The sequence below is a fragment of the Paenibacillus kyungheensis genome, from assembly GCF_028606985.1.
Taxonomy (GTDB): domain Bacteria; phylum Bacillota; class Bacilli; order Paenibacillales; family Paenibacillaceae; genus Saccharibacillus; species Saccharibacillus kyungheensis.
In genome coordinates this window covers 957,149-977,131 of record NZ_CP117416.1, presented here as the reverse complement: position 1 = coordinate 977,131, position 19,983 = coordinate 957,149, and the positions used below count along the sequence as shown (strand labels likewise).

At 40.1% G+C, this 19,983-nt stretch carries 18 protein-coding genes; 7 read left to right on the top strand and 11 right to left on the bottom strand.

All coding sequences use genetic code 11. The annotated features are described in order from the left end of the window. The first annotated feature begins 90 nt into the window (after positions 1 to 90). Both PQ456_RS04355 and PQ456_RS04350 read left to right on the top strand, forming a co-directional pair. The gene (locus tag PQ456_RS04355) at positions 91 to 693 is read left to right on the top strand and encodes a biliverdin-producing heme oxygenase (protein ID WP_273615032.1); all 603 of its coding nucleotides are present in this window, start codon (positions 91 to 93) and stop codon (positions 691 to 693) included. 41 nt (positions 694 to 734) lie between these two features. After that, positions 735 to 3,287, top strand: a complete 2,553-nt coding sequence (locus tag PQ456_RS04350) for a sensor domain-containing diguanylate cyclase (protein WP_273615031.1) — start codon at positions 735 to 737, stop codon at positions 3,285 to 3,287. 93 nt (positions 3,288 to 3,380) lie between these two features. On the opposite strand, the gene PQ456_RS04345 is transcribed toward PQ456_RS04350, so the two are convergent. Next, the gene (locus tag PQ456_RS04345; RefSeq protein ID WP_273615030.1) at positions 3,381 to 3,860 is read right to left on the bottom strand and encodes a hypothetical protein; all 480 of its coding nucleotides are present in this window, start codon (positions 3,858 to 3,860) and stop codon (positions 3,381 to 3,383) included. Positions 3,861 to 4,134: 274 nt separating this feature from the next. Between PQ456_RS04345 and PQ456_RS04340 the strand changes: the two genes are divergently transcribed. Continuing rightward, the gene (locus tag PQ456_RS04340; RefSeq protein ID WP_273615029.1) at positions 4,135 to 5,136 is read left to right on the top strand and encodes a cation diffusion facilitator family transporter; all 1,002 of its coding nucleotides are present in this window, start codon (positions 4,135 to 4,137) and stop codon (positions 5,134 to 5,136) included. Between the two features lie 45 nt (positions 5,137 to 5,181). On the opposite strand, the gene PQ456_RS04335 is transcribed toward PQ456_RS04340, so the two are convergent. Beyond that, positions 5,182 to 6,075, bottom strand: coding sequence for a LysR family transcriptional regulator (locus PQ456_RS04335; protein ID WP_273615028.1), 894 nt, complete (start codon positions 6,073 to 6,075; stop codon positions 5,182 to 5,184). Between the two features lie 138 nt (positions 6,076 to 6,213). On the opposite strand from PQ456_RS04335, the gene PQ456_RS04330 reads away from it, so the two are divergent. Next, positions 6,214 to 7,398 carry an MFS transporter gene (locus PQ456_RS04330; protein ID WP_273615027.1) on the top strand — a complete coding sequence of 395 codons (1,185 nt, stop codon included), beginning with the start codon at positions 6,214 to 6,216 and terminating at the stop codon, positions 7,396 to 7,398. A 205-nt stretch (positions 7,399 to 7,603) separates the two neighbouring features. After that, positions 7,604 to 7,777 carry a hypothetical protein gene (locus PQ456_RS04325; protein ID WP_273615026.1) on the top strand — a complete coding sequence of 58 codons (174 nt, stop codon included), beginning with the start codon at positions 7,604 to 7,606 and terminating at the stop codon, positions 7,775 to 7,777. Positions 7,778 to 7,890: 113 nt separating this feature from the next. Here the strand turns inward: PQ456_RS04325 and PQ456_RS04320 are convergent, their stop codons facing one another. Further along, positions 7,891 to 8,538 carry a C40 family peptidase gene (locus PQ456_RS04320; protein ID WP_273615025.1) on the bottom strand — a complete coding sequence of 216 codons (648 nt, stop codon included), beginning with the start codon at positions 8,536 to 8,538 and terminating at the stop codon, positions 7,891 to 7,893. A 161-nt stretch (positions 8,539 to 8,699) separates the two neighbouring features. On the opposite strand from PQ456_RS04320, the gene PQ456_RS04315 reads away from it, so the two are divergent. Next, on the top strand, positions 8,700 to 9,626 hold the full coding sequence (locus tag PQ456_RS04315; protein WP_273615024.1) for a dipeptidase: 927 nt from the start codon (positions 8,700 to 8,702) through the stop codon (positions 9,624 to 9,626). A gap of 82 nt (positions 9,627 to 9,708) precedes the next feature. On the opposite strand, the gene PQ456_RS04310 is transcribed toward PQ456_RS04315, so the two are convergent. From PQ456_RS04310 to PQ456_RS04290, 5 genes are all read right to left on the bottom strand, one after another. Continuing rightward, on the bottom strand, positions 9,709 to 10,707 hold the full coding sequence (locus PQ456_RS04310; protein ID WP_273615023.1) for a Gfo/Idh/MocA family protein: 999 nt from the start codon (positions 10,705 to 10,707) through the stop codon (positions 9,709 to 9,711). A gap of 326 nt (positions 10,708 to 11,033) precedes the next feature. Next, positions 11,034 to 12,542, bottom strand: coding sequence for an alpha-glucosidase/alpha-galactosidase (melA, locus tag PQ456_RS04305; RefSeq protein ID WP_273615022.1), 1,509 nt, complete (start codon positions 12,540 to 12,542; stop codon positions 11,034 to 11,036). A 243-nt stretch (positions 12,543 to 12,785) separates the two neighbouring features. Further along, on the bottom strand, positions 12,786 to 13,682 hold the full coding sequence (locus tag PQ456_RS04300) for an AraC family transcriptional regulator (RefSeq protein ID WP_273616236.1): 897 nt from the start codon (positions 13,680 to 13,682) through the stop codon (positions 12,786 to 12,788). Positions 13,683 to 13,835: 153 nt separating this feature from the next. Then, positions 13,836 to 15,242: an NAD-dependent malic enzyme gene (locus PQ456_RS04295; protein WP_273615021.1), complete on the bottom strand. Its 1,407-nt coding sequence runs from the start codon at positions 15,240 to 15,242 to the stop codon at positions 13,836 to 13,838. A 182-nt stretch (positions 15,243 to 15,424) separates the two neighbouring features. Further along, positions 15,425 to 16,303 (bottom strand): LysR family transcriptional regulator, encoded by an 879-nt coding sequence (locus tag PQ456_RS04290; protein WP_273615020.1) that lies wholly within the window; start codon positions 16,301 to 16,303, stop codon positions 15,425 to 15,427. Positions 16,304 to 16,466: 163 nt separating this feature from the next. Here PQ456_RS04290 and PQ456_RS04285 point away from each other — a divergent pair, with 163 nt between their 5' ends. Then, on the top strand, positions 16,467 to 17,429 hold the full coding sequence (locus tag PQ456_RS04285; RefSeq protein ID WP_273615019.1) for a DMT family transporter: 963 nt from the start codon (positions 16,467 to 16,469) through the stop codon (positions 17,427 to 17,429). A 49-nt stretch (positions 17,430 to 17,478) separates the two neighbouring features. Here the strand turns inward: PQ456_RS04285 and PQ456_RS04280 are convergent, their stop codons facing one another. The 3 genes from PQ456_RS04280 to PQ456_RS04270 are packed head-to-tail and all read right to left on the bottom strand — an operon-like array spanning position 17,479 to position 19,819. Beyond that, a complete protein-coding gene (locus tag PQ456_RS04280; RefSeq protein ID WP_273615018.1) occupies positions 17,479 to 18,339 on the bottom strand; it encodes a MetQ/NlpA family ABC transporter substrate-binding protein in 861 nt (286 codons plus the stop codon). Positions 18,340 to 18,383: 44 nt separating this feature from the next. Further along, positions 18,384 to 19,064, bottom strand: coding sequence for a methionine ABC transporter permease (locus tag PQ456_RS04275; RefSeq protein ID WP_273615017.1), 681 nt, complete (start codon positions 19,062 to 19,064; stop codon positions 18,384 to 18,386). After that, complete coding sequence (locus PQ456_RS04270; protein WP_273615016.1) at positions 19,064 to 19,819, bottom strand: methionine ABC transporter ATP-binding protein; 756 nt, start codon at positions 19,817 to 19,819, stop codon at positions 19,064 to 19,066. Before PQ456_RS04270 ends, PQ456_RS04275 begins: the two co-directional genes overlap by 1 nt. Positions 19,820 to 19,983 lie beyond the last annotated feature (164 nt).

The following is a 19,983-nucleotide window of genomic DNA, read 5'->3' as shown; positions in this document are numbered from 1 at the left end:
CATAGCAAGATTTGATATAGATGTTAGGATATACAGCTTCATAACTTATTGTTAAGTAACTTATTAATTGATATTAAGGTGAGATGATAAATGACAATTGAATTACTAGATCGTTTACGCAAAGATACTGCTGTATACCATGAACAGATTGAAGGAAACTTTTATGCTAAAGGTATTATGGCGAAAACGCTCACTTTGGATGAATACCGTACGTATCTTGCTAAGTTCTATGGCTTTTTACAACCGTTAGAACAACAAGCCGTAGAGCATATGAATACGCTAGAATCTGATTCTGGGTTTGATATGAATGTACGTGCTAAATCGCCGTTGTTGGAACAAGATTTGATTCACTTAGGTATGACAACAGAAGAAATTCAACAATTGCCATTATGTACAGACTTGCCGGATATTTCGACACCTGCATGTATGTATGGAGCTTTCTATGTTATTGAAGGGTCTACTCTGGGTGGACAAATTATCACCAAGCAATTAATGAAATTTTTGCCAGTTGATCCTGAAGGGGGTCTGCATTACTTTAACGCTTATGGTGCAGAGACTCGTGAACAATGGTCGGCTTTCCGCGATCTATTGCTACAAGCTGGTGTAACAGAAGAAAATAAAGAACAAATCATATATACAGCCAAAGAAACATTTAGATTACTTGATCTATGGTTAAGTACCGATCCGAACTAGCACAGTAATGACATCATGATATACAGGAGGCTAACCAACTAATGTCAGTTTCAAAAAACAATGAATATGATTTGCTCAATCGTACGCTTTTAACAGAAGGTAAATTTACCACTCAGGAACCGATCGATCTGACCAATTGTGATAAAGAACCGATTCATATTCCCGGGCAAATTCAACCTCATGGCGTATTGTTAGCCATAACCAAAGATAATGAGCATACGATTGTACAAGCTAGTCGTAATACGATGACTTTATTTGGTATTGAAGCCGAAGAATTGTTAGGTCAGCCACTAGCTTCACTGATCGGTGAAGAACAACTTCTCTCCTTACTTCAATATGATCTTAGTACAGAATCTACTTCTGATCTCCAATATACACGTTTAATGATTAATCTACAGGATACAAGCACTGAATTTTTTGTGATTTTGCATGAAAGTGAAGGACTGATTATTTTAGAGTTCGAACTGGATGCGATTGATGAATCTACTGTTGTGAATGATTTTGAATGGATTCGTGCCTTTTTCGGACGGGTGAAACAGACCAAAAACCGATTTGAAGCGAGTCAGGTTGCAGCAGAACAGATCAAAGAAATGCTCGGTTATGATCGTGTGATGATCTACGAATTCGATGAGAACTGGAATGGAAAAGTTATTGCTGAAGCGAAAGAAACAGCGCTTGAACCTTTTCTAGGGCATAACTATCCTGCTTCTGATATTCCGAAGCAAGCTCGTGAATTGTATCTGCGTAACTGGTTACGTACGATTGTCGATGTTCATTATACACCGGTAGAGATTGTTCCAACTGTACAACCGGTAACAGGCAAGCCACTTAATCTAAGTCTATCGATTCTACGCAGTGTATCGCCTCTTCATATTGAATATCTGCATAATATGGGGGTTGGCGCTACGGTTACGATTTCACTAATTCATGATAATCAGCTATGGGGACTGATTACGTGTCATCATTATTCACCTAAATATATTCCGCATCGTGTACGTAATTTGTGTAATTTCCTAGGTTCGTTCTTCTCTAGTGAATTGTACCAACGTCAGCAGATCGATGATTATGAATCTGAACTAGCTATGCGTCGTCAGGCTTCACGAATAGCGGATGTTTTTATCGGAAATACAAGCTTTGTGCGTGTTATTGAACAACTGCAAGAAGAAGAAACAACGTTGCTTAGCCTTATGAGCGCTTCGGGAGCGGCTATTAGTTATCAGGATAAACTATTGTTATACGGACAGACACCAACAGCTGGACAAATTCGTGAATTAGCCGGTTGGTTAGGTAGCAAAGCCAAAAATCATGTTTATGCAAATTCTCGTCTAAGTCTGGATTATGAGCCTGCTAAAGCTTACAAAGAAAAAGCATCTGGAGCGCTCTATCTTGCTCTTTCTCCAGGGCAACAGAATTATATTATCTGGTTCCGTCCTGAAGTGCTTCAGATAGTAGATTGGGCAGGAGATCCGGTCAAAGCTGTTATTCAAGATAATGATGGTATGCGCCTTTCTCCGCGTAAATCATTTGAGAAATGGAGACAGGTTGTTCAATCTACTTCATTTTCTTGGAAAGCCAAAGAAATTAATATCTTGCCTGAACTCAAAACGATTGTGCATCGGCAAACCGAAAATCAATTGCAACAAGTAGAAGAATTAGCGCTACAAAATGCTCGTATTTTACGGCAAAATGAACAGCGTTATTTGCAATTGATGGAATTGTCTCCTGTCGCTTTTATGACGATTACAAACGGGCAAATTATTTATTCTAATAGTGAAGCAGCCGAATTGTTTGGCGCCAAAAATACACAGGCGTTAATTGGCAAAGAGTTTGCACAGTATATCGGTAAGCAGTCTCAAGACGATATGCAAAAAAGTCTGGATGAATTACAGGAAAATGTTGTTCAATTGATCTCGACCAACGGATTCTTTATCGATGTCGATCAGAATATGATGCAATTGGAAGTCACATTAACCTCGATTACGTATGGTGGAAAGCCGTCCGTTATGATGATTGCTCGTCTAGTGGCTTCTAATATCGAGCAGGCTGAAGCATATTCTACCATGTCTGATCAATTGCACAGCTATCTAGCTACTGATCCATTAACAGATATTCCGAACCGACCTGCTTTTGAAAAATCGCTAGAGTTGAACTGGGATACTGCGCTTGCAGAGCAACAATATCTGACTGTATTTTTAATCGATCTGGATGGTCTACGAGCTTATAATGCAATTCATGGTCTCAATGGGGGCGATTTGTGTCTACAATGGGTAGCCGATGTATTAGCTATGATAGGTAGTATCCATGATGCTACCATTGCTCGCTTTAGTGGTGGTGCTTTTACAATGATGTTATTAGGATCAGATCAGGTACACGCCAAAAGTCTTGCACAAGAAATCAGCCAGAGTGTGCTCGCTCTACAAATTCCAAGAGACACTTCGAATTCCGGTGAATTTATGACTGTTACAATCGGTGGCGTATCTGTTATTCCTACTTCTTCTATGCGTCCTTCTGACATGATCGATCAGGCTGAACGATCGTTGATGAGAGCCAAAAATAAAGGAAAAAATCAAATTTTCTGCTGTGATGGTGAATAATCATCTAGCTTAATTACAAAACCCCTTTCGATCTATCCTTGATTCAGTAGGATAGATCATAAAGGGGTTTTTGATATGCAAATTTTGCTGTTATCACAAAGAATGTTGCTTTTGATGAATCGAATATTTACTATCGTCTTGCTCGATCTCACGATATCTTTTTTCATTTTCTGTCCATGAATAGATACCTGCTATAACTCCCAAAGTAACCACAATAATAAGGCTTGCGATTAGTGTCGTAGGGGTCAATAGCAGTAACCATTCGCTCCATACTAATCCATAGCTAAATAGTTGAAATAAAATCACTATGCCTATTAATAACAGCGCCGCGCGCGCACTTTGCCAGATCATATGAAAAGCAAACCCTCGCTGACGAGCTATATTCCACTTCTGATAAAATTTTTTCTCATATCGCTTGTAAGCTACTTCTCTATATATCCCTAGTGTTATCAAGCATAGTAACCCTATATAGTACCAGATAGGATAATAGATATTGGTGAACAAAGGTACTAATAATAACACCAGACTCGTCATCATCGTTCCTATCAATTGTATCTTTCGTTCCCGGTTCATATGTAGGCTCCTTTCTGCTGTATCTTGCTTCTGTACGTGCTCTACTCTATTCTATCATTGCTAGTTTGGTGATATCCAATCTATATGTTATTAACGACTTATTGATTATGTTCGCAGTATCATATCGTACATTTCATTGCTTGTATCCTTTGTTTGCAGACGTTATTATACAAAGTGGAAAAGCGTTTCGTCTGTTGAGAAACAGTGTATTAATACAGATTGAAAGGCTTGATCCAAACCATATACATAGACAAGATTAGGGGGCTATCTCGAAGTGGCTGAACAACCAGAAAAAGAAAGTTTGATGTCTTTAGTGAAAAAAGGAAATACCTCTTCGGCTGTAGCGATGATCGGTAATGCTGTGCTGGCGATTTGTAAAGGCGGTGCCTTTTTGGTTAGTGGAAGTGGTGCAATGTTCGCTTCTGCGATGCACTCACTTGCCGATGCGGTCAATCAAGGATTCGTCTTTGTAGGTAGTGTATTGTCTGAGAAAAAGCCTACACCTCGCTTCCCTACAGGCTTCGGACGGGTGATTAATATCTTCTGTATGATAGCCGTTATTGTAGTTACGATTATGGCATATGAGACGATTCACGAGGGAATTCACTTGTTGCAACATCCAGTCGCTCATACCGGTGGCGTATGGATCAATATTGCGGTATTGGTACTTAATATTTTGATCGATGGAGCGATTCTGATCAAAGCGATGAAAGAAATTTTGAAAGAAGCTCGCGCACCACAAGCGAAAGGCTTTGCACTGATGCCAGCGGCTTTCAAAAATGTAGGACGTGCGGCTCCACCTACACGCCTTGTCTTTTATGAAGATATTGTAGCAGTACTTGGTGCTCTGTTTGCTCTAATTTCTGTTGTTGTTATTGCTCTAACTAACTTTGCACTTCTTGATGGTATGGTAACTACATTGATCGGTCTATTGATGATTGCGGTTGCTTTCCGCGTCGGATACGACAATATGATCGGGCTAATCGGTGTTGCAGCGCCCAAAGATATCGAAGACAAAGTATCACAGACGATTCTTGCTGATGAACAAGTCGCTGATATTCAGATGATGCGTATTATTCAAGAAGGACGCTATTATCATGTAGAAGGTCTGATTGAACTGCACAAAGGACTTACACTTGCCGATGCTGATGATATTAAGTTCCGTGTTCAACAGCAGTTGATGACTAATCCCGATATTGCTGATGCTTCGATCTCTATTATAGAAGATGATGGTATTCATAGCTGGGGTAACAAGCAAGCCGATGTATTAAAATAAAAAGGTAAGATAGAACCTCTAGTGAACTGTTGATTGAACAGCGAACTAGGGGTTTTTGGCTTGTTCTGCAAAATGCTTTTCAATTAATGAAATAAACATCGTAGCGGCGGCGCTCATATAGCGATCTGTCCGATATAGCAGTTCAATACTTCGTACAGGCGTATGATTTACGATCGGAATCGCGGTTAGTTCATCATCTGACAAAGCCACCAGTAACGCATGAGGATGAATACTGAATCCGATACCTGCTTTGACCAGTTGTAGCTGAGACGCGGCTGATCCGTTATCCATCATCGTCTGTACTTTCCACCCTTTCGACTGAAAACAATCGTCAAGTAATTTGCGACCGACAAAACCTACAGGATACAAAATTAAAGGTAACTGCAACAGTTCTTCTAATTCAATCTCTACACGTTGAGCCAGTGTATGATTCGCAGGCACAAACAAACTATAACTTTCAGTACCTAAAGGAATCTGTACTAACCTTTGATCCGGTAAAGCAGCCAATCCGATCCCAATATCCACTTTATCTTCAAATACCCTATCTTGAATTTCAATTGTAGGTATAATCTCCAAGCGCACATTAGGAAATAATTGATGAAAGGCGATCCAGATCGATCCCATTCGATAATCCAGATCAGACGGCAATACGGCGATTCGTAATGTGCCACGTTGATTAACCTGTAATTCAGCAATCGACATTTTCGCATTTTGTAGATCACGTAACATCTGTGTACTGTATTGTTGAAGTAATTTGCCTGCTTCTGTAATTCTTATTTTTTTGCCAATCCGATCAAACAAAGGCGTATTCAGTTCGTCTTCTAACACTTTGATCTGTTGACTTAATGTCGGTTGAGAGATGCCTAGTCGATCAGCAGCTTTGGTAAAATGTAATTCTTCACATACGGTTATAAAATATTGCAGTTGGCGTAATTCCATCGTCAACCTCCTGAATGGTTCTAGTCAATCATAGCCTTGTACTATCATAATAATAGAAACAATAGTATGGTACAATCGTTACTCTTTTCTTATACTATATCTAATTCTTCATATTTAATATAGATAAGGAGCTTTTCAATGCGTATACGATATTTAACGATTCTTTTATTATTAGCGGCGCTTAACTTGCGCCCTGCGATTACATCGATCTCTCCTTTACTGGAAAATATACGAGCTGATCTTCATATTCAAGGTGTAACTGCCAGTCTTTTAGTGACTTTGCCTGTTTTATGTATGGGATTATTCGCTCCACTCGCTCTATCATGGAGCAAGCGATGGGGATTGGAAAAAGTGATTACTTTTTCCTTATTATTGATAGGACTTGCTACTCTGTTACGTCTGATGGCTGATTCGACTGTGATCTTAATGAGTAGTGCTTTACTCGCAGGGATTGGAATCGGATTAATCGGCCCTTTACTATCTGGATTTATTAAGCAGTATTTCCCTAATCCAGCGGCTATGGTCAGTGTTTATTCGGTATCGCTTGTTATCGGAGCAGCATTAGCAGCAGGTCTAGCAGTGCCTTTACAACAAGTATTACACGGTTCCTGGCAATACTCTTTATCATTCTGGGCGATCTTAGCGATTGTCGCAGGATTGAGCTGGTTGCGATTAGCTCGCGTTCCTCAATCTAAAACAACTACAGCTTCGGTGTCTTTACCTTTACGTCAGAAAAAAGCTTGGCTATTAACGATTTTCTTCGGGTTAATGGCAGCGATATTCTATTCATTGACTACATGGTTATCTCCTATGATGGCACATGCAGGATACAGTAAAATTCAAGCCGGTTATATGATGACTTTATTTACAATTATTCAGATTCCGATCAGTTTTTTAATTCCAATTGGAGTCAGTACATTCGGCAAACGTGCATGGTGGTTAGTCGGATGTAGTGTTATGGAAATCATCGGACTATTGGCATTACACTTGCCTGTATCCCCCTGGTTAGCGATAGCGATTCTTGGTATTGGTGCAGGTGGATTATTCCCATTAGCTCTTATGCTACCGATTCAAGAAGCTCATAATGCAGGTGAAGCGAATGCGTGGTCTGCGATGACACAAAGCGGTGGTTATACGTTGGGCGCAATCGGCCCATTGATTGTAGGATTATTATTTGATCACTCTGGAAGCTTTGTCACTGCACAATGGGGTCTGGGTATAATGATTGTACTGATGATTATTGTGCAATGTTGTATCGGTAACGGAGCCAAAGATGTGATGAAGCACAAGCCTGTAGTTGCAACTGCCAACAAAAGTGCTTGATTCATAGTCAATGCTATTCTCTTCAGACAAATTTTTTATATCGCATAATTTCAGATAGATATTTCCAATCAAGATGCACTATCCTATTCAGTTAGATTTTAGGTGATTTTAAGCTATACGATATATCTTGTTCATGGTCGGCTACTATACTGAATATATTATTTAGTCAGTCCTATAGTCACAACTGTGAATGGAGGTTCTACCTATGTTACCTATATTATGGATGATCTTGAGTCTACTATTTGTTATCACAGCAATTTATTTTACAAAGCAACAGATATTGCAAGGGCGGTATGCTGTCTTATGGCTATCTACCAGTAGTTTTATATTAGGTATAGCGTTGCTCAACTTATATCAGACCCCTATTCACTTGTTATAACATCATTGCCTGGCATCATTATTTGTATAGTAAAAAGGCTTCCTTCTCATCGTTGCTGATGGTAGGAAGCCTTTTTTTGTTCGCTATTTTAATATTCTTACAAACAATCACTTTTATCCTCTGTAGAAACTACCTACGATTTTCAAATGCTTGGAGCGCATAATTCGAAAAGGATAAATATAACCATGATTGCCAAGTTTCAACGGACGGGGCCATACATTGATTCCAGATGTAAATAAATATGCTTGATAAATAAATTTCGAACAGTAACTCCGTTCAACCTGATCCAAATTTGTATTTAGACGATACGCTTGGACTTGCTGATAATGCTCTTGTGCCCATAATGCTGCGGCTTGCCCCGCTTGTGGAGATTGTGGACGAAATACGATAAATCGATCTTGATCATAAAATCGTTTAATATACCATTCGACCGAATCTGAAAATACAGGGCCATACGGGTGCACATGATATACTTTGCCGTCTTCCCCTAATATGCCCATATGCCCTGCATAGTACGTAGATTCTGAACTAGGTGTATACAGAATATCACCTGCTTGCAAAGGCAATTGCCGAATTTGGGATACTGGAAGATCGGCTTGCTGTTGACGGGTAGCTGTCCATTTGCGAGGTTGTTCTACTACTACACGATGTATCGCTCCTACAACAGCAAGATAGATTTCTGCCCAATTTATTTTTTGGAACCATGATTTGGAGGCTGTATTTATTTTATTAAGTTGTAATTTGGCATGTAGATTAATCAAGAGATTCCCACCTTTATTTCAAAGTTGCAATGATGACTATCTATCCTATATACGTATCATGTAGCATTTGGTATCACATCATTCTATTATGCAAATAATTAAATCTACTATATGCTTGAAACAACACCAAAGTACAATTTGAACAGCAAAGGATGTTGATGATGAACATTATTGATTTACATTGTGATGTTTTGTATAAATTTGGGGAAGCGAAAGGAAAATTAAATTTTGCGGATTCGCCTGAACTGGATACTAATCTTGAGCGTCTAATTGAAGGGCAAGTCAAAGTACAAGGATTCGCTGTCTTTGTAGACCCTGCACTCAAAGATCCTGAGAAATTCCAATCCTGCCTCGATCAGATTCATTATTTCTATACCGAAGTGTTGGAAAAAAATCCACAGATGGTGCATATTACGCAGTGGTCGCAGATAGAGCAATTGCAAGATGATCAGATTGGTGCTTTTCTAACTTTAGAAGGTGTCGATCCGATTGGAAATGATCTGCACAAAATGAATCTGTTGTATCGGTTGGGTGTTCTTTCGGTAGGGTTAACATGGAATTATGCCAATCTGGCGGCAGACGGTGCATTGGAGAAGCGAGGAGCGGGACTGACTGCATTTGGTAGAGAATTGATTCAGCTCAATAATAAATATAAAATTTTATCCGATGTCAGTCATTTGTGTGAACGTGCTTTCTGGGATGTGATCGAGATTGCCGATTATCCGATAGCCAGTCATTCCAATGCTAGCCAGATATTTGAGAATCCACGTAATCTGAAAAACGATCAAGCCAGTGCCTTATTTGCCAAACAGGCTATGATTCATGTCGTCTATTGTCCATATTTTATAAGTGAGCAGGAGATTGTAACGATCCCTGAACTGATCCACCATATCGATCATTTCTGTTCATTAGGTGGAGAAAAGCTAATCGGACTCGGATCAGACTTTGATGGGATTATGTATCATATTCAAGGCTTAGAACATGCCGGGCAAAGCCAGAATCTAATTAATGAGCTGTTGAAGCATTATAGCGAAGAGCAAGTCAAAGGATTTGCTTACCAAAATTTTATGAATTATGTACTGCGATAAACAAAAAATTATTATATTTCTAAAAAAACCTATCTGAATATACCCTTTAATAAAGTATAGTCAGATAGGTTTTATATTTTAATTAATCTTCAAACGAATACTTTAAGCCCCATTGTCCGCGGACTTGATCGAGTAGACGCATAATATCTAGAGATTCTTCCAGTGAGATAACTTCACTTTCCAGTTCTCCTGCTTGGATCAGGCGACCGACTTCTTCGGCTTCAAAAGCATATCCTTCACTTGGACGGTCATCTTCGAATTTCTCGACTTCTTCATTGTTAACATATAAAGAAGCTTCGCGGCTGAACAGAAATTGTGGAATACGAATATAACCTTCTGTTCCATGAATATACGCTTCATTCGGTAAGTCTACACGAATCGCACCATTCAATATTGCTGAACGTCCACCTTCATAAGCAAGCAAGATCGAGAACTGCTCATCGACTCCTGTCTCGCCAATACTTGCAGTACTGTATACTTTTTCAGGCTTTGCTCCAAAGATCATCGAAGCAAACGATACCGGATAGATACCTGCATCTAGCAATGCACCGCCGCCCAATTCTGGATTCAGCAGACGGTGTTCCGGGTCCCAGCCCATACGGAAACCAAATTCAGCTTTGACCAGACGTACTTCGCCGATCTTGCCATCTCTGATCCATTCACGTACACGACGAATCGGTGGTAAAAAGCGTGTCCACATCGCTTCCATCAAGAATAATTTTTTCTCGCGCGCGACAGCGATCATTTCTTCTAATTCAGCCGCATTCATCGTAAATGGTTTTTCGCACAATACATGCTTGCCTGCATTCAAAGCATCGATAACATTAATCTTATGTAAAGGATGCGGAGTACCTACATAGATCACATCTACGTCAGGATCTTGCAACAATTTGTCATAGCTATCATAAGCTTTGGGAATATTATATTTACCTGCAAATTCATCAGCACTTTCCTGATTACGTGAACCCACAGCATAAGCGATACCGTTAGATGTGTGTCCTAGATCAGCGACAAATTTGTTAGAGATCATTCCTGTACCGATAATTCCCCATTTCAACTTACCTTCGTTCGATGTAGACATATAACTATTCCTCCTATCAGTTGATGTTGCCTTTTGCAGTCATTCGTTATTCTAATACTTCCCCAATAATAGGTTATATTAAGCGTACAAGTTCAGATTTGCGAAGTATAGCAGTATTCTGACCTTTTATAACAGATATTTGTTGTAACATGAATTACTCGCTTAATAGAACAGTCGAAAATGGATATAGATGGACATTACAAAGAAAAAGGTGAAAAAACAGAACTATTCTGCTTTTTCACCTGTGAAGATATCGTCTATTGACTTGATTGATTGTGATCAAGATAGATGGTTATTCAGATATCAGATGCTATTGATTTTGCGCTTTATGATTGTTGAACTTTTTCCCGATCTTTGCCTTTGTCAGATTCACCTGCATTTTTGTTAGCAGCATCTCGATCTTCTTGCATCTCAGCAACCGTTTTGACTTTTAGACGAGCGGCTCCTGCATACTCACGAGTCGGAATCAGTTGATCTGAAGCCAGTCTTTCTTTGGCAGCAACAATTGCATCTGTGTATTGAGGTAACCATGCTTCTCCAGCTACCAGCATTTCATCGACCATTTGCCAGATTTCTTTGGGATTGCAGACAGCGCCTACTAACGGGTCCATCATAAAGGCTTGACGCAGAAGCAAATCATCTCCTGTAATTGCCGCTTCAACAGCTAGACGTTGTACTGAAATACTGACGTTACAGACAGCCGCAGGACCCAGAGGTAGATTCCCTACATGTGGCATAGAAATCCCATTTCGATCGACATAACCCGGAGCTTCGATAATCGCATCATCCGGTAGATTAGCAATCACACCGTTATTGATCACATTAAAATGCCCGCGATAGACACGTCCTGTCTCCAAACCTTCAATAATATACGAACCATGCTCTTCGCCACGCTTTTCCGGTGCAAATTTCATTGGTTCGTCTTTCATCCAGTTAGGGAAATCAGTCTCAAACCAATTACGTCCTTCGGTACATACACGCAAATACCCACCTGTCTCTCCATTGATCCAGTTGTTGAGATCGATCCATTCACCGATTTCTTGAAGACGCTTGCGATACCAGGGTACATATTCACTTAAATGCCCGTTCGACTCTGTACTGTAATAACCGAAACGGCGCATCATATCGATGCGTACTTTCTCAGTACGGCTGTATTCTTCATGATTTTCAAATGCTTCTAAAAGCCCTGCGGTTAAATCTTTCCCTTGATGAGACGCTTGAATATACCATGTCTGATGATTGATACCTGCACAGACGATATCTACATCTTTCTTCTCCAGACCATAAACTTCAGCGATCTGGTGATGTCCATGCTGTACTCCATGACATAGACCGACAGTATGGACTCCACCATAGACGTTGCACGCCCATGTCATCATTGCCATTGGATTCGAATAATTAAGTAATAATACATCTGGCTTCGAAACTTCGCGGATATCTTTGCAAATGTTTAGCATTTCAGCTATGCCACGCTGTCCGTACATAATTCCACCTGCACATAACGTATCGCCGACACATTGATCGACTCCATATTTGAGTGGAATATCAACATCGGTTGCAAAAGCTTCCAATCCACCTACACGAATTGTACACAATACATACTTGGCATCTTGCAGGGCAGCACGTCGATCTGTTGTCGCTTGAATCTGAATCGATAACCCATTTTCATTGATATCGCGCTGACATAACTGGGTCACCATATCCAGATTGTGCTGACTGATATCGGTAAAAGCAATTTCAATATTATGGAACTCCGGTACTGTTAACAAATCGCGTAACAACCCGCGCGTAAATCCTATACTTCCTGCTCCTACAAAAGCTACTTTAAAAGACATATACATATCCTCCATTCTAAAATACGCTCTACTAGCGCTTACCTATCCAAAGGATTGATTATGCTTTTATTGTAGCGTGATTGTACAAGGAAGCGTTACCAAGATCATGACTACTTTATCGATTTGTTGTCTAATATCCTAACTTAAGCACATGAGACCTCAAGTGCGACTCCATGTCAATCAAAAGTGATTTTTGCTAAGCAAAACATCTTACTGTATAAGTACTGGAGACTTCAAATATAGCTATTCTTCAACATATTGCCGATCATAACGAACCACATTCCCACGGTATTCCGCAGGAGTCTGTCCGGTATGCTTTTTGAAAAGCAAATGAAAATATTGCCTGCTACTTACACCGATATAATCAGCAATTTCTTGAATCGGAATATCGGTCTGCCCTAAAAGCATTCCTGCTTTTTCCATTCGTAAGCGAGTTAAGTAATCGGTAGGTGTAGTATTCATATGCTTTTTGAAAATACGATGAAGATAACCGGGATGAACATTCACCGCAGAAGCAATATGTTCAACACGAATCGGACGATCATAATTTTGATGAATATATTGAATACTACGCTTCACATACCATTCTGTCTGCGATGTACTATTGATCTGTGTCTCCTGCCACAAGCGGGCTATACGAACCAATAACTGAATAAATAATAAATCCGCCATCGTACCGGAGCGATGTTGTTGATCCAGCTCCAATACCAATGACTTTAGTACATAATAGACTTCTTCCGGATCAGACAGCACAAAGTAATGCTGAGGTTGAGATAACAATTCAGCGAGTGCTACTTCTTCGCCAGCCATCTGAAATAGAGAAGGAAGAGGCAATGATGATGAAGCAAAGCCAAATTCTACATTAAGCATCCGACAAGGCGATTCTCCTTCAACGATCAGACGGTGAGGAACATTCGCATCGATGACAATAAACTGACCTTTTTTCAATTGCACTTGAACTGTAGTCTCAGATACTGGAGATTGGCTTGTATCTGACTGTACCTGCAATTCGATCAAGCAATGTCCAGAGATCATATACATAATTTCAGTCGATGGATGTTGATGATACGCCATACTGTAGTTATGCCATTGCTTGTAATAATACGCATAAAATTCAGGACGATACGGTTCTTCCATCATACGTTGACCGAATAGACTCCCTGTCCCCTGTGTATACGAATCTGCATCACGATAAGACTGAATTGGCTGAGTTAACGGATTGGCAAAAGGTCGCTCTGACTTGTGCTCCATCGGTGGCATTGTTGTTCTTCCCTCCTCACTTGAGCAAATATCTTAACGGAATTCTGGTGGTGTACGACGTGCTACTCCAGTACGGATAGCGGCTTCTACCACTCCACGACGAACATACTCGACTACTTTTTCATTAAATACCCCAGGAATAATATATAGTTCATTCAATTCATCTTCTTTTACAACAGAAGCGATCGCTTTCGCTGCTGCTACTTTCATTTCTTCGTTAATCACACTTGCCCGGCAATCTAGCGCACCACGAAAAATACCCGGGAAGCACAAAACATTATTAATCTGGTTTGGATAATCGCTTCGTCCTGTTGCTAATACACGTACATGTGGCTCAGCCAGTTCAGGTTCAATCTCAGGATTGGGATTCGCCATTGCAAATACGATCCGATCTTCTGCCATCGATTGAATATGTTCAACAGTTAGCAATCCAGGACGGGATACACCAATAAATACATCCGCTCCTTGAATCACTTCGGTCAGTCCTCCACGTTCTTGATAAGGATTCGTATGTTCTGCGATCCAGTTCCACATATCATGCGGATATTCTTCACCGGATACCAACGCACCACATTGATCAACAGCGATCACATTATGAGCGCCTGCTGACAATAACATTTTGATACAAGCTGATCCGGCTGCGCCTACACCAAGCAGTACAATTTTGGCATTTTCTAGCGGTTTATCTACGATGCGTAGCGCATTTAATAGACCTGCAAGAACGACTACTGCTGTACCATGCTGATCATCGTGGAATACAGGGATATCTAGTTCTTCTGTCAAACGACGTTCAATTTCAAAACAACGTGGTGACGCAATATCTTCCAAGTTGATTCCTCCAAAAGAAGGAGCCATCCATTTAATTGCATTAATAATTTCTTCGGTGTCTTTCGTATCCAGACAGATTGGAAAAGCATCGACTCCACCTAACTGTTTGAACAACATCGCTTTACCTTCCATAACAGGCATAGCGGCTTCAGGTCCAATATCGCCAAGCCCTAAGACAGCCGTACCGTCAGATACGACAGCGATCATATTCCGTTTGATCGTTAGTGAAAATGCTTTTTGTTTATCTTCGTGTATTGCCATACATACTTTGGCAACGCCCGGTGTATAGACATGAGATAAATCTTCGCGGTTTTTAACCGGGAATTTAGGTTGAACTTCGATTTTACCGCCTAAATGCGCAAGGAACGTACGGTCAGATACGTTGACTACTTTAACACCACTTAGTTCTCCAACCGACTTGAGAATACTTTCTCTAACGGTCTCCGGTAGATTAACCGTCAAATCGCGAGTTGTACTTTCAGGGCTAGCATGAATAACGTCAATTGCTACAACGTCTCCACCGGCATCACTAATCGCAGCAGCCACTTCACCAAATGTAACTTGTTTTTTATCCATTTCCAGACGAATGATCATACTTGTTCCGAGCGCCATAAGGATACCTCCTAATAATGTGGGTAAGATGATTTTGCACTATTCATTCTTTTTTAGATAACGCTTACATTATAAAGTTCGGACTTATTATAGCACAGTTTACAGGTAAAAAACTTCCAGTTTCTATCGCTCATTATTCATCTATGATTAGGTAGGAATAATGATGTACTGATCAGCTTGATTTAGCTTTCTTCACGTCTTACCCATTCTCGTATATACTCCAAAAATCGCTTAGTTGCTGGTGAAGCTTGTTTCATGGAATGTACAGCTAATCCTAATGAACGGTAACTCGGATATTCCAGTTCTAACATTTTTACTTTATGATCCCGTCCTTGTAGAACAAGCTCTGGCAAAATGCTAATTCCCAGACTATTTTCGACCATCGCAATAATCGCATAATCATCTCCGACCGAAAATTTGATATCCGGTGTAATCGCAAAGCGTGACAATAGCCGTCTCACATCGTAATCTGATCCTTCGCGCGGCATAATAAATGGTTCATTCGCAATCTGTTCTAAAGGAAAAGTCTCCAGATGACTGAGTGGATGATCCAGCGGAACAATCGCTAACATCCGATCTTGTTTTAATGGAATCACTTCAAATGAAGCCTGACTAGGAATCGTAATAAATCCACAGTCGATCTGTCCATTAGAGATCCAGTCTTCGATTTCTTGATAATCTCCTTCGACTAATTTGAATTGGATATTGGGATACTCTTGTTGAAAATATTTAATCATGCCTGGAAGCCAATGTACTGATACGCTGGTAAATGTACCCATCCGAATAGTGCCTGATTCCAGTCCATGAATCGATGTGACTGTCTGCTTCAATTGCTCATTCCAATTCATAATTTCGGTAATCGGTTGTAATACCTGTTCTCCATTAACCGTTAACCTTACACCTGAACGATCTCGTAACAATAACGGAAAGCCAAATTCAGTCTCCAAACTATGTATAATATGGCTTACACCGGATTGTGTAAATCCTAGCACTTCTGCCGCTCTCGTAAGACTTCCTAGCTCAACGACTTTTAGTAACACTTCAAATTTGTGAATGCTCATTGGTGCGCCTTCTTCCCTTATTTTCCGCTCTTGGTGTAGTCTCCAACATCCATTAGTTTTACTCATGTGATCCATGACAAACATTCAGTGTACTTGGGGATATAATCTTACTATACTGAATTTGGAACATTTTGATAATACGTTATTTTGAAGGTGGGACATTGTGAAGCAGTCCAGAGCAGACTTGTTGATTTTACTGGTGACGTTATGCTGGGGATCATCGTATTTATTTATGAAAATGGGGCTAGGTTCTTTATCCGAATACAATCTAATTGCTCTTCGTTTTGGATTAGCTTTTATTTTGACAGGCATTTTATTTTTTAATCATTTACGCCGGATCGATTGGACTACACTTGGATACAGTGCGCTAATAGGACTTGCTTTGTTTGCTGTATTTGTATTTATTATGTTTGGACTCAAAACGACTACCACTTCCAATGCTGGATTTCTAGTCAGTCTTACCGTTATTTTTGTCCCGCTGATTCATTTTATTGTATTTAAAAAGAAACTACGTATGACTCAGACCGCAGGTGTATTGCTTGCGATTGTCGGTATAGGACTACTGACATTAAGTGGCCCTCTCGGTATTCATTCCGGTGATCTTTTGTGCATTTTGGCATCGATCTGCTATGCTGTGTATATTTTGCTTACCAGTGCTGCCGCTAAGATTGTACGCAGTACACTGAATCTAGGTATTTGCCAGCTTGGGTTTGCTGGATTGTATGGATTGATCTTTTCGTTTATATTCGAATCTCCACATCTTCCTTATACGCTTAATGGTTGGATCGCTGTGCTGGCTTTGAGTGTAGTATGCAGTGCTTTTGGTTTTATTATTCAACCTGTCGCGCAAAAGTACACTACGCCTACACGTACCGGGCTGATTTTCTGTATGGAGCCTGTTTTTGCCGCTTTATTCGCTTTTCTTTTTGAACATGAAGTGTTATCTATTCAAGGATATATCGGTGCTGGCGTTGTTCTACTCGGTGTAGTCGTCTCGGAATGGACTTGGAGACCGTATTGGAAAACAAAAAAGAAGCATAATATAGAACGTTTACCACAAGCTATTCAACAAACAGACACTCATCATCCAGAGTTAACCAAAAAAGAACCTGTACATCTCTCTTGATAGAGCGATACAGGTTCTTTCTAGTTATCTTAATTATTCCTACATATGCTTAAAAAGCAGGTACAGCGATATCTGCATATTTCTCTTGCAAAAATTTCTTCACTTCAGGCCCTGCCATACGTGCTTTCAATTTCTGAATGGCTTCTGAATCTTTGTTATCTTCACGAGCTACTAGATTAATCGCAAATGTAGAATCTTCTTTCTCTGTAACCAATGCGTCTTTGACAGGCGTCAAGTTCAGAGGCTTCGCATAAGCAGGTGTCATTGCGACTAGATCTGCTTCATCATACATACGTGCTAACATCAATAGATCGACTTCTTTGAATTTAAAGTTTTTGGGATTGGATGTAATATCGGCTTGAATTGCGTTCATGCCTACACCGTCTTTGAGTGTAATCATACCCGCTTGAGCAAACATTTGTAATGAACGACCGATATTTGAAGGATCATTTGCTATCGCGATTGTTGCTCCTTCAGGTAAAGCGTTAATGTCTTTATAATTTTTAGAATACGCACCATAGATCGCATTATAAATAGGTTGAATTGCGACTAGATTTGCACCTTTACTTTCATTGTATTGCTTCATATAAGGAGCATGTTGGAAAAAGTTAGCATCGACTTCTTTATTAGCTAAAGCATCATTAGGCTGAATATTATCAGACAATACGATCACATCAAGATTAATACCATCTTCTTTAAGCAATGGTTTGACAACATCCAAAATTTCAGTCATTGGTGGAATCAAAGTTGCAATTTTGAGTGTCGTTTCTGTAGATGTACCTTCTGTAGCTGTAGCCGCATCGTTAGATGTCGTTGTTGTTTCTTGCTTCTGACCACATGCTGCTAATAAAAGCATCATAGCGAACATCAAGATCATGATTGATTTGCGAGTCGTTAACACGTTGTTCATAGTTAAAGTTAGCCTCCATTACATATATAATATCCAAATATCATCTAGCGTTTATCCAATACTCTAGCAATCGTACTTCCTACAAACTGTACAGCCTGTACCAAAATAATCATCAAAATAATCATATAGACCATCACATCAGTCTCAAACCGCTGATATCCGTAACGAATCGCAAAATCTCCAATCCCACCACCGCCAACAATACCAACAACAGTAGAATATGAAATAAAGCTAATCGTTGAAGTGGTCAGTCCCAATACCAGACCTGATCGTGCTTCTACATATAAAAATTTGAAAATGATCTGCCATCTGGATGCACCCATGGATTGTGCAGATTCGACAACTCCTCGTGGTACATCCAATAAAGACTGTTCAACTAAACGTGAATAATAAGCAATCGCTATAATTGATAACGGTACAGAAGCCGCTTCTGTTCCAATCGCTGTGCCTACCACCAGACGTGTAAAAGGAATCAAAAACACCACCAGTAGCAAAAATGGAAACGAACGAATCACATTGACCAGTGTATTCAGTACGGCTGCTACATACGTATTTTCGTATAATTGACCTTTTTTGCATAAATACAACATCGTTCCTAACGGTAAGCCAAACAGTATAGCGGCTAATAATGAAATGCCTACCATAGAGAACGTTTCACCGATCGCTGACCAAATCTGTGATTGATATAGATCAAGCATTTCGCTAAAAGTACGATCTTGATCCATTAGTTCTCCTCCTTATACCCGAGCAATTGCTCACGATAAGATAAAGTATAGGCAGGAGATGCTGTAAAGCCATCTTGCGCACGTGAAAAGCTTTCGGTGATGATCCCATTTTCCATCACAGACACAGTATCACATAGACTACGTACCACATCCATCTCATGGGTGACAATTACTATCGTTACGCCTAATTGCTGATTAATCTGTCTGAGTACATCCAGAATACCGGAAGTTGTTTTGGGATCAAGAGCAGATGTAGGTTCATCACACAGTAGCACTTGCGGATGATTAGCAATCGCTCTGGCAATTCCGACACGCTGTTTCTGTCCACCACTGAGCTGTGCAGGATAATCACTGCCTTTATCCAATAAGCCTACCAGTTCCAGACATTCGTACACACGTTGTTGCCTTTGCGACTTCGGTACGCCAGCAAGTTCAAGCGGAATTTCGATATTTTTGCTCACGGTTCGATTGTGAACCAGATTGAATTGCTGAAATACCATACCAATCTGTTGTCTGGCTAGGCGCAATTGATGATCTGTCATTGTAGTTAAACGCTTACCGTTCACAGTAACTACACCTCGATCAGGACATTCCAATACATTCATCATACGAAGCAATGTAGATTTGCCTGCTCCACTGCTTCCAATAATGCCATGAATCGTTCCACGTTCGATATGCAGACTCACCTCTTGCACTGCGGCATTACTGTTCCCCATCTTGCCAAAATATTTGCTCACGCTTTCCAGCGAAATCATCGTCGTCCCCTCCTCATCTCATAGCCGGTCCGATGAGAACTTTTGATTCAAAGTGTAATACAACTATAGAGAAGCTGTTATACTCAATACTTCTGCTATATTATAAGGAATGTTATATGCTGTGTCACTATTTTTCTCAATAAGATCATTAAATATTCATTTGT

Excerpts from the sequence above, each read along its gene's own strand:
- PQ456_RS04335 (WP_273615028.1), bottom strand. The coding sequence starts at position 6,075 with ATGGAATTACGCCAACTGCAATATTTTATAACCGTATGTGAAGAATTA.
- melA (WP_273615022.1), bottom strand. The coding sequence starts at position 12,542 with ATGTCTTTTAAAGTAGCTTTTGTAGGAGCAGGAAGTATAGGATTTACG.
- PQ456_RS04290 (WP_273615020.1), bottom strand. The coding sequence starts at position 16,303 with ATGAGCATTCACAAATTTGAAGTGTTACTAAAAGTCGTTGAGCTAGGA.
- PQ456_RS04280 (WP_273615018.1), bottom strand. The coding sequence starts at position 18,339 with ATGAACAACGTGTTAACGACTCGCAAATCAATCATGATCTTGATGTTC.
- PQ456_RS04350 (WP_273615031.1), top strand. The coding sequence starts at position 735 with ATGTCAGTTTCAAAAAACAATGAATATGATTTGCTCAATCGTACGCTT.
- PQ456_RS04315 (WP_273615024.1), top strand. The coding sequence starts at position 8,700 with ATGAACATTATTGATTTACATTGTGATGTTTTGTATAAATTTGGGGAA.
- PQ456_RS04330 (WP_273615027.1), top strand. The coding sequence starts at position 6,214 with ATGCGTATACGATATTTAACGATTCTTTTATTATTAGCGGCGCTTAAC.
- PQ456_RS04355 (WP_273615032.1), top strand. The coding sequence starts at position 91 with ATGACAATTGAATTACTAGATCGTTTACGCAAAGATACTGCTGTATAC.
- PQ456_RS04345 (WP_273615030.1), bottom strand. The coding sequence starts at position 3,860 with ATGAACCGGGAACGAAAGATACAATTGATAGGAACGATGATGACGAGT.
- PQ456_RS04270 (WP_273615016.1), bottom strand. The coding sequence starts at position 19,819 with ATGATTTCGCTGGAAAGCGTGAGCAAATATTTTGGCAAGATGGGGAAC.
- PQ456_RS04295 (WP_273615021.1), bottom strand. The coding sequence starts at position 15,242 with ATGGCGCTCGGAACAAGTATGATCATTCGTCTGGAAATGGATAAAAAA.
- PQ456_RS04275 (WP_273615017.1), bottom strand. The coding sequence starts at position 19,064 with ATGGATCAAGATCGTACTTTTAGCGAAATGCTTGATCTATATCAATCA.
- PQ456_RS04310 (WP_273615023.1), bottom strand. The coding sequence starts at position 10,707 with ATGTCTACATCGAACGAAGGTAAGTTGAAATGGGGAATTATCGGTACA.
- PQ456_RS04300 (WP_273616236.1), bottom strand. The coding sequence starts at position 13,682 with ATGATGGAAGAACCGTATCGTCCTGAATTTTATGCGTATTATTACAAG.
- PQ456_RS04325 (WP_273615026.1), top strand. The coding sequence starts at position 7,604 with ATGTTACCTATATTATGGATGATCTTGAGTCTACTATTTGTTATCACA.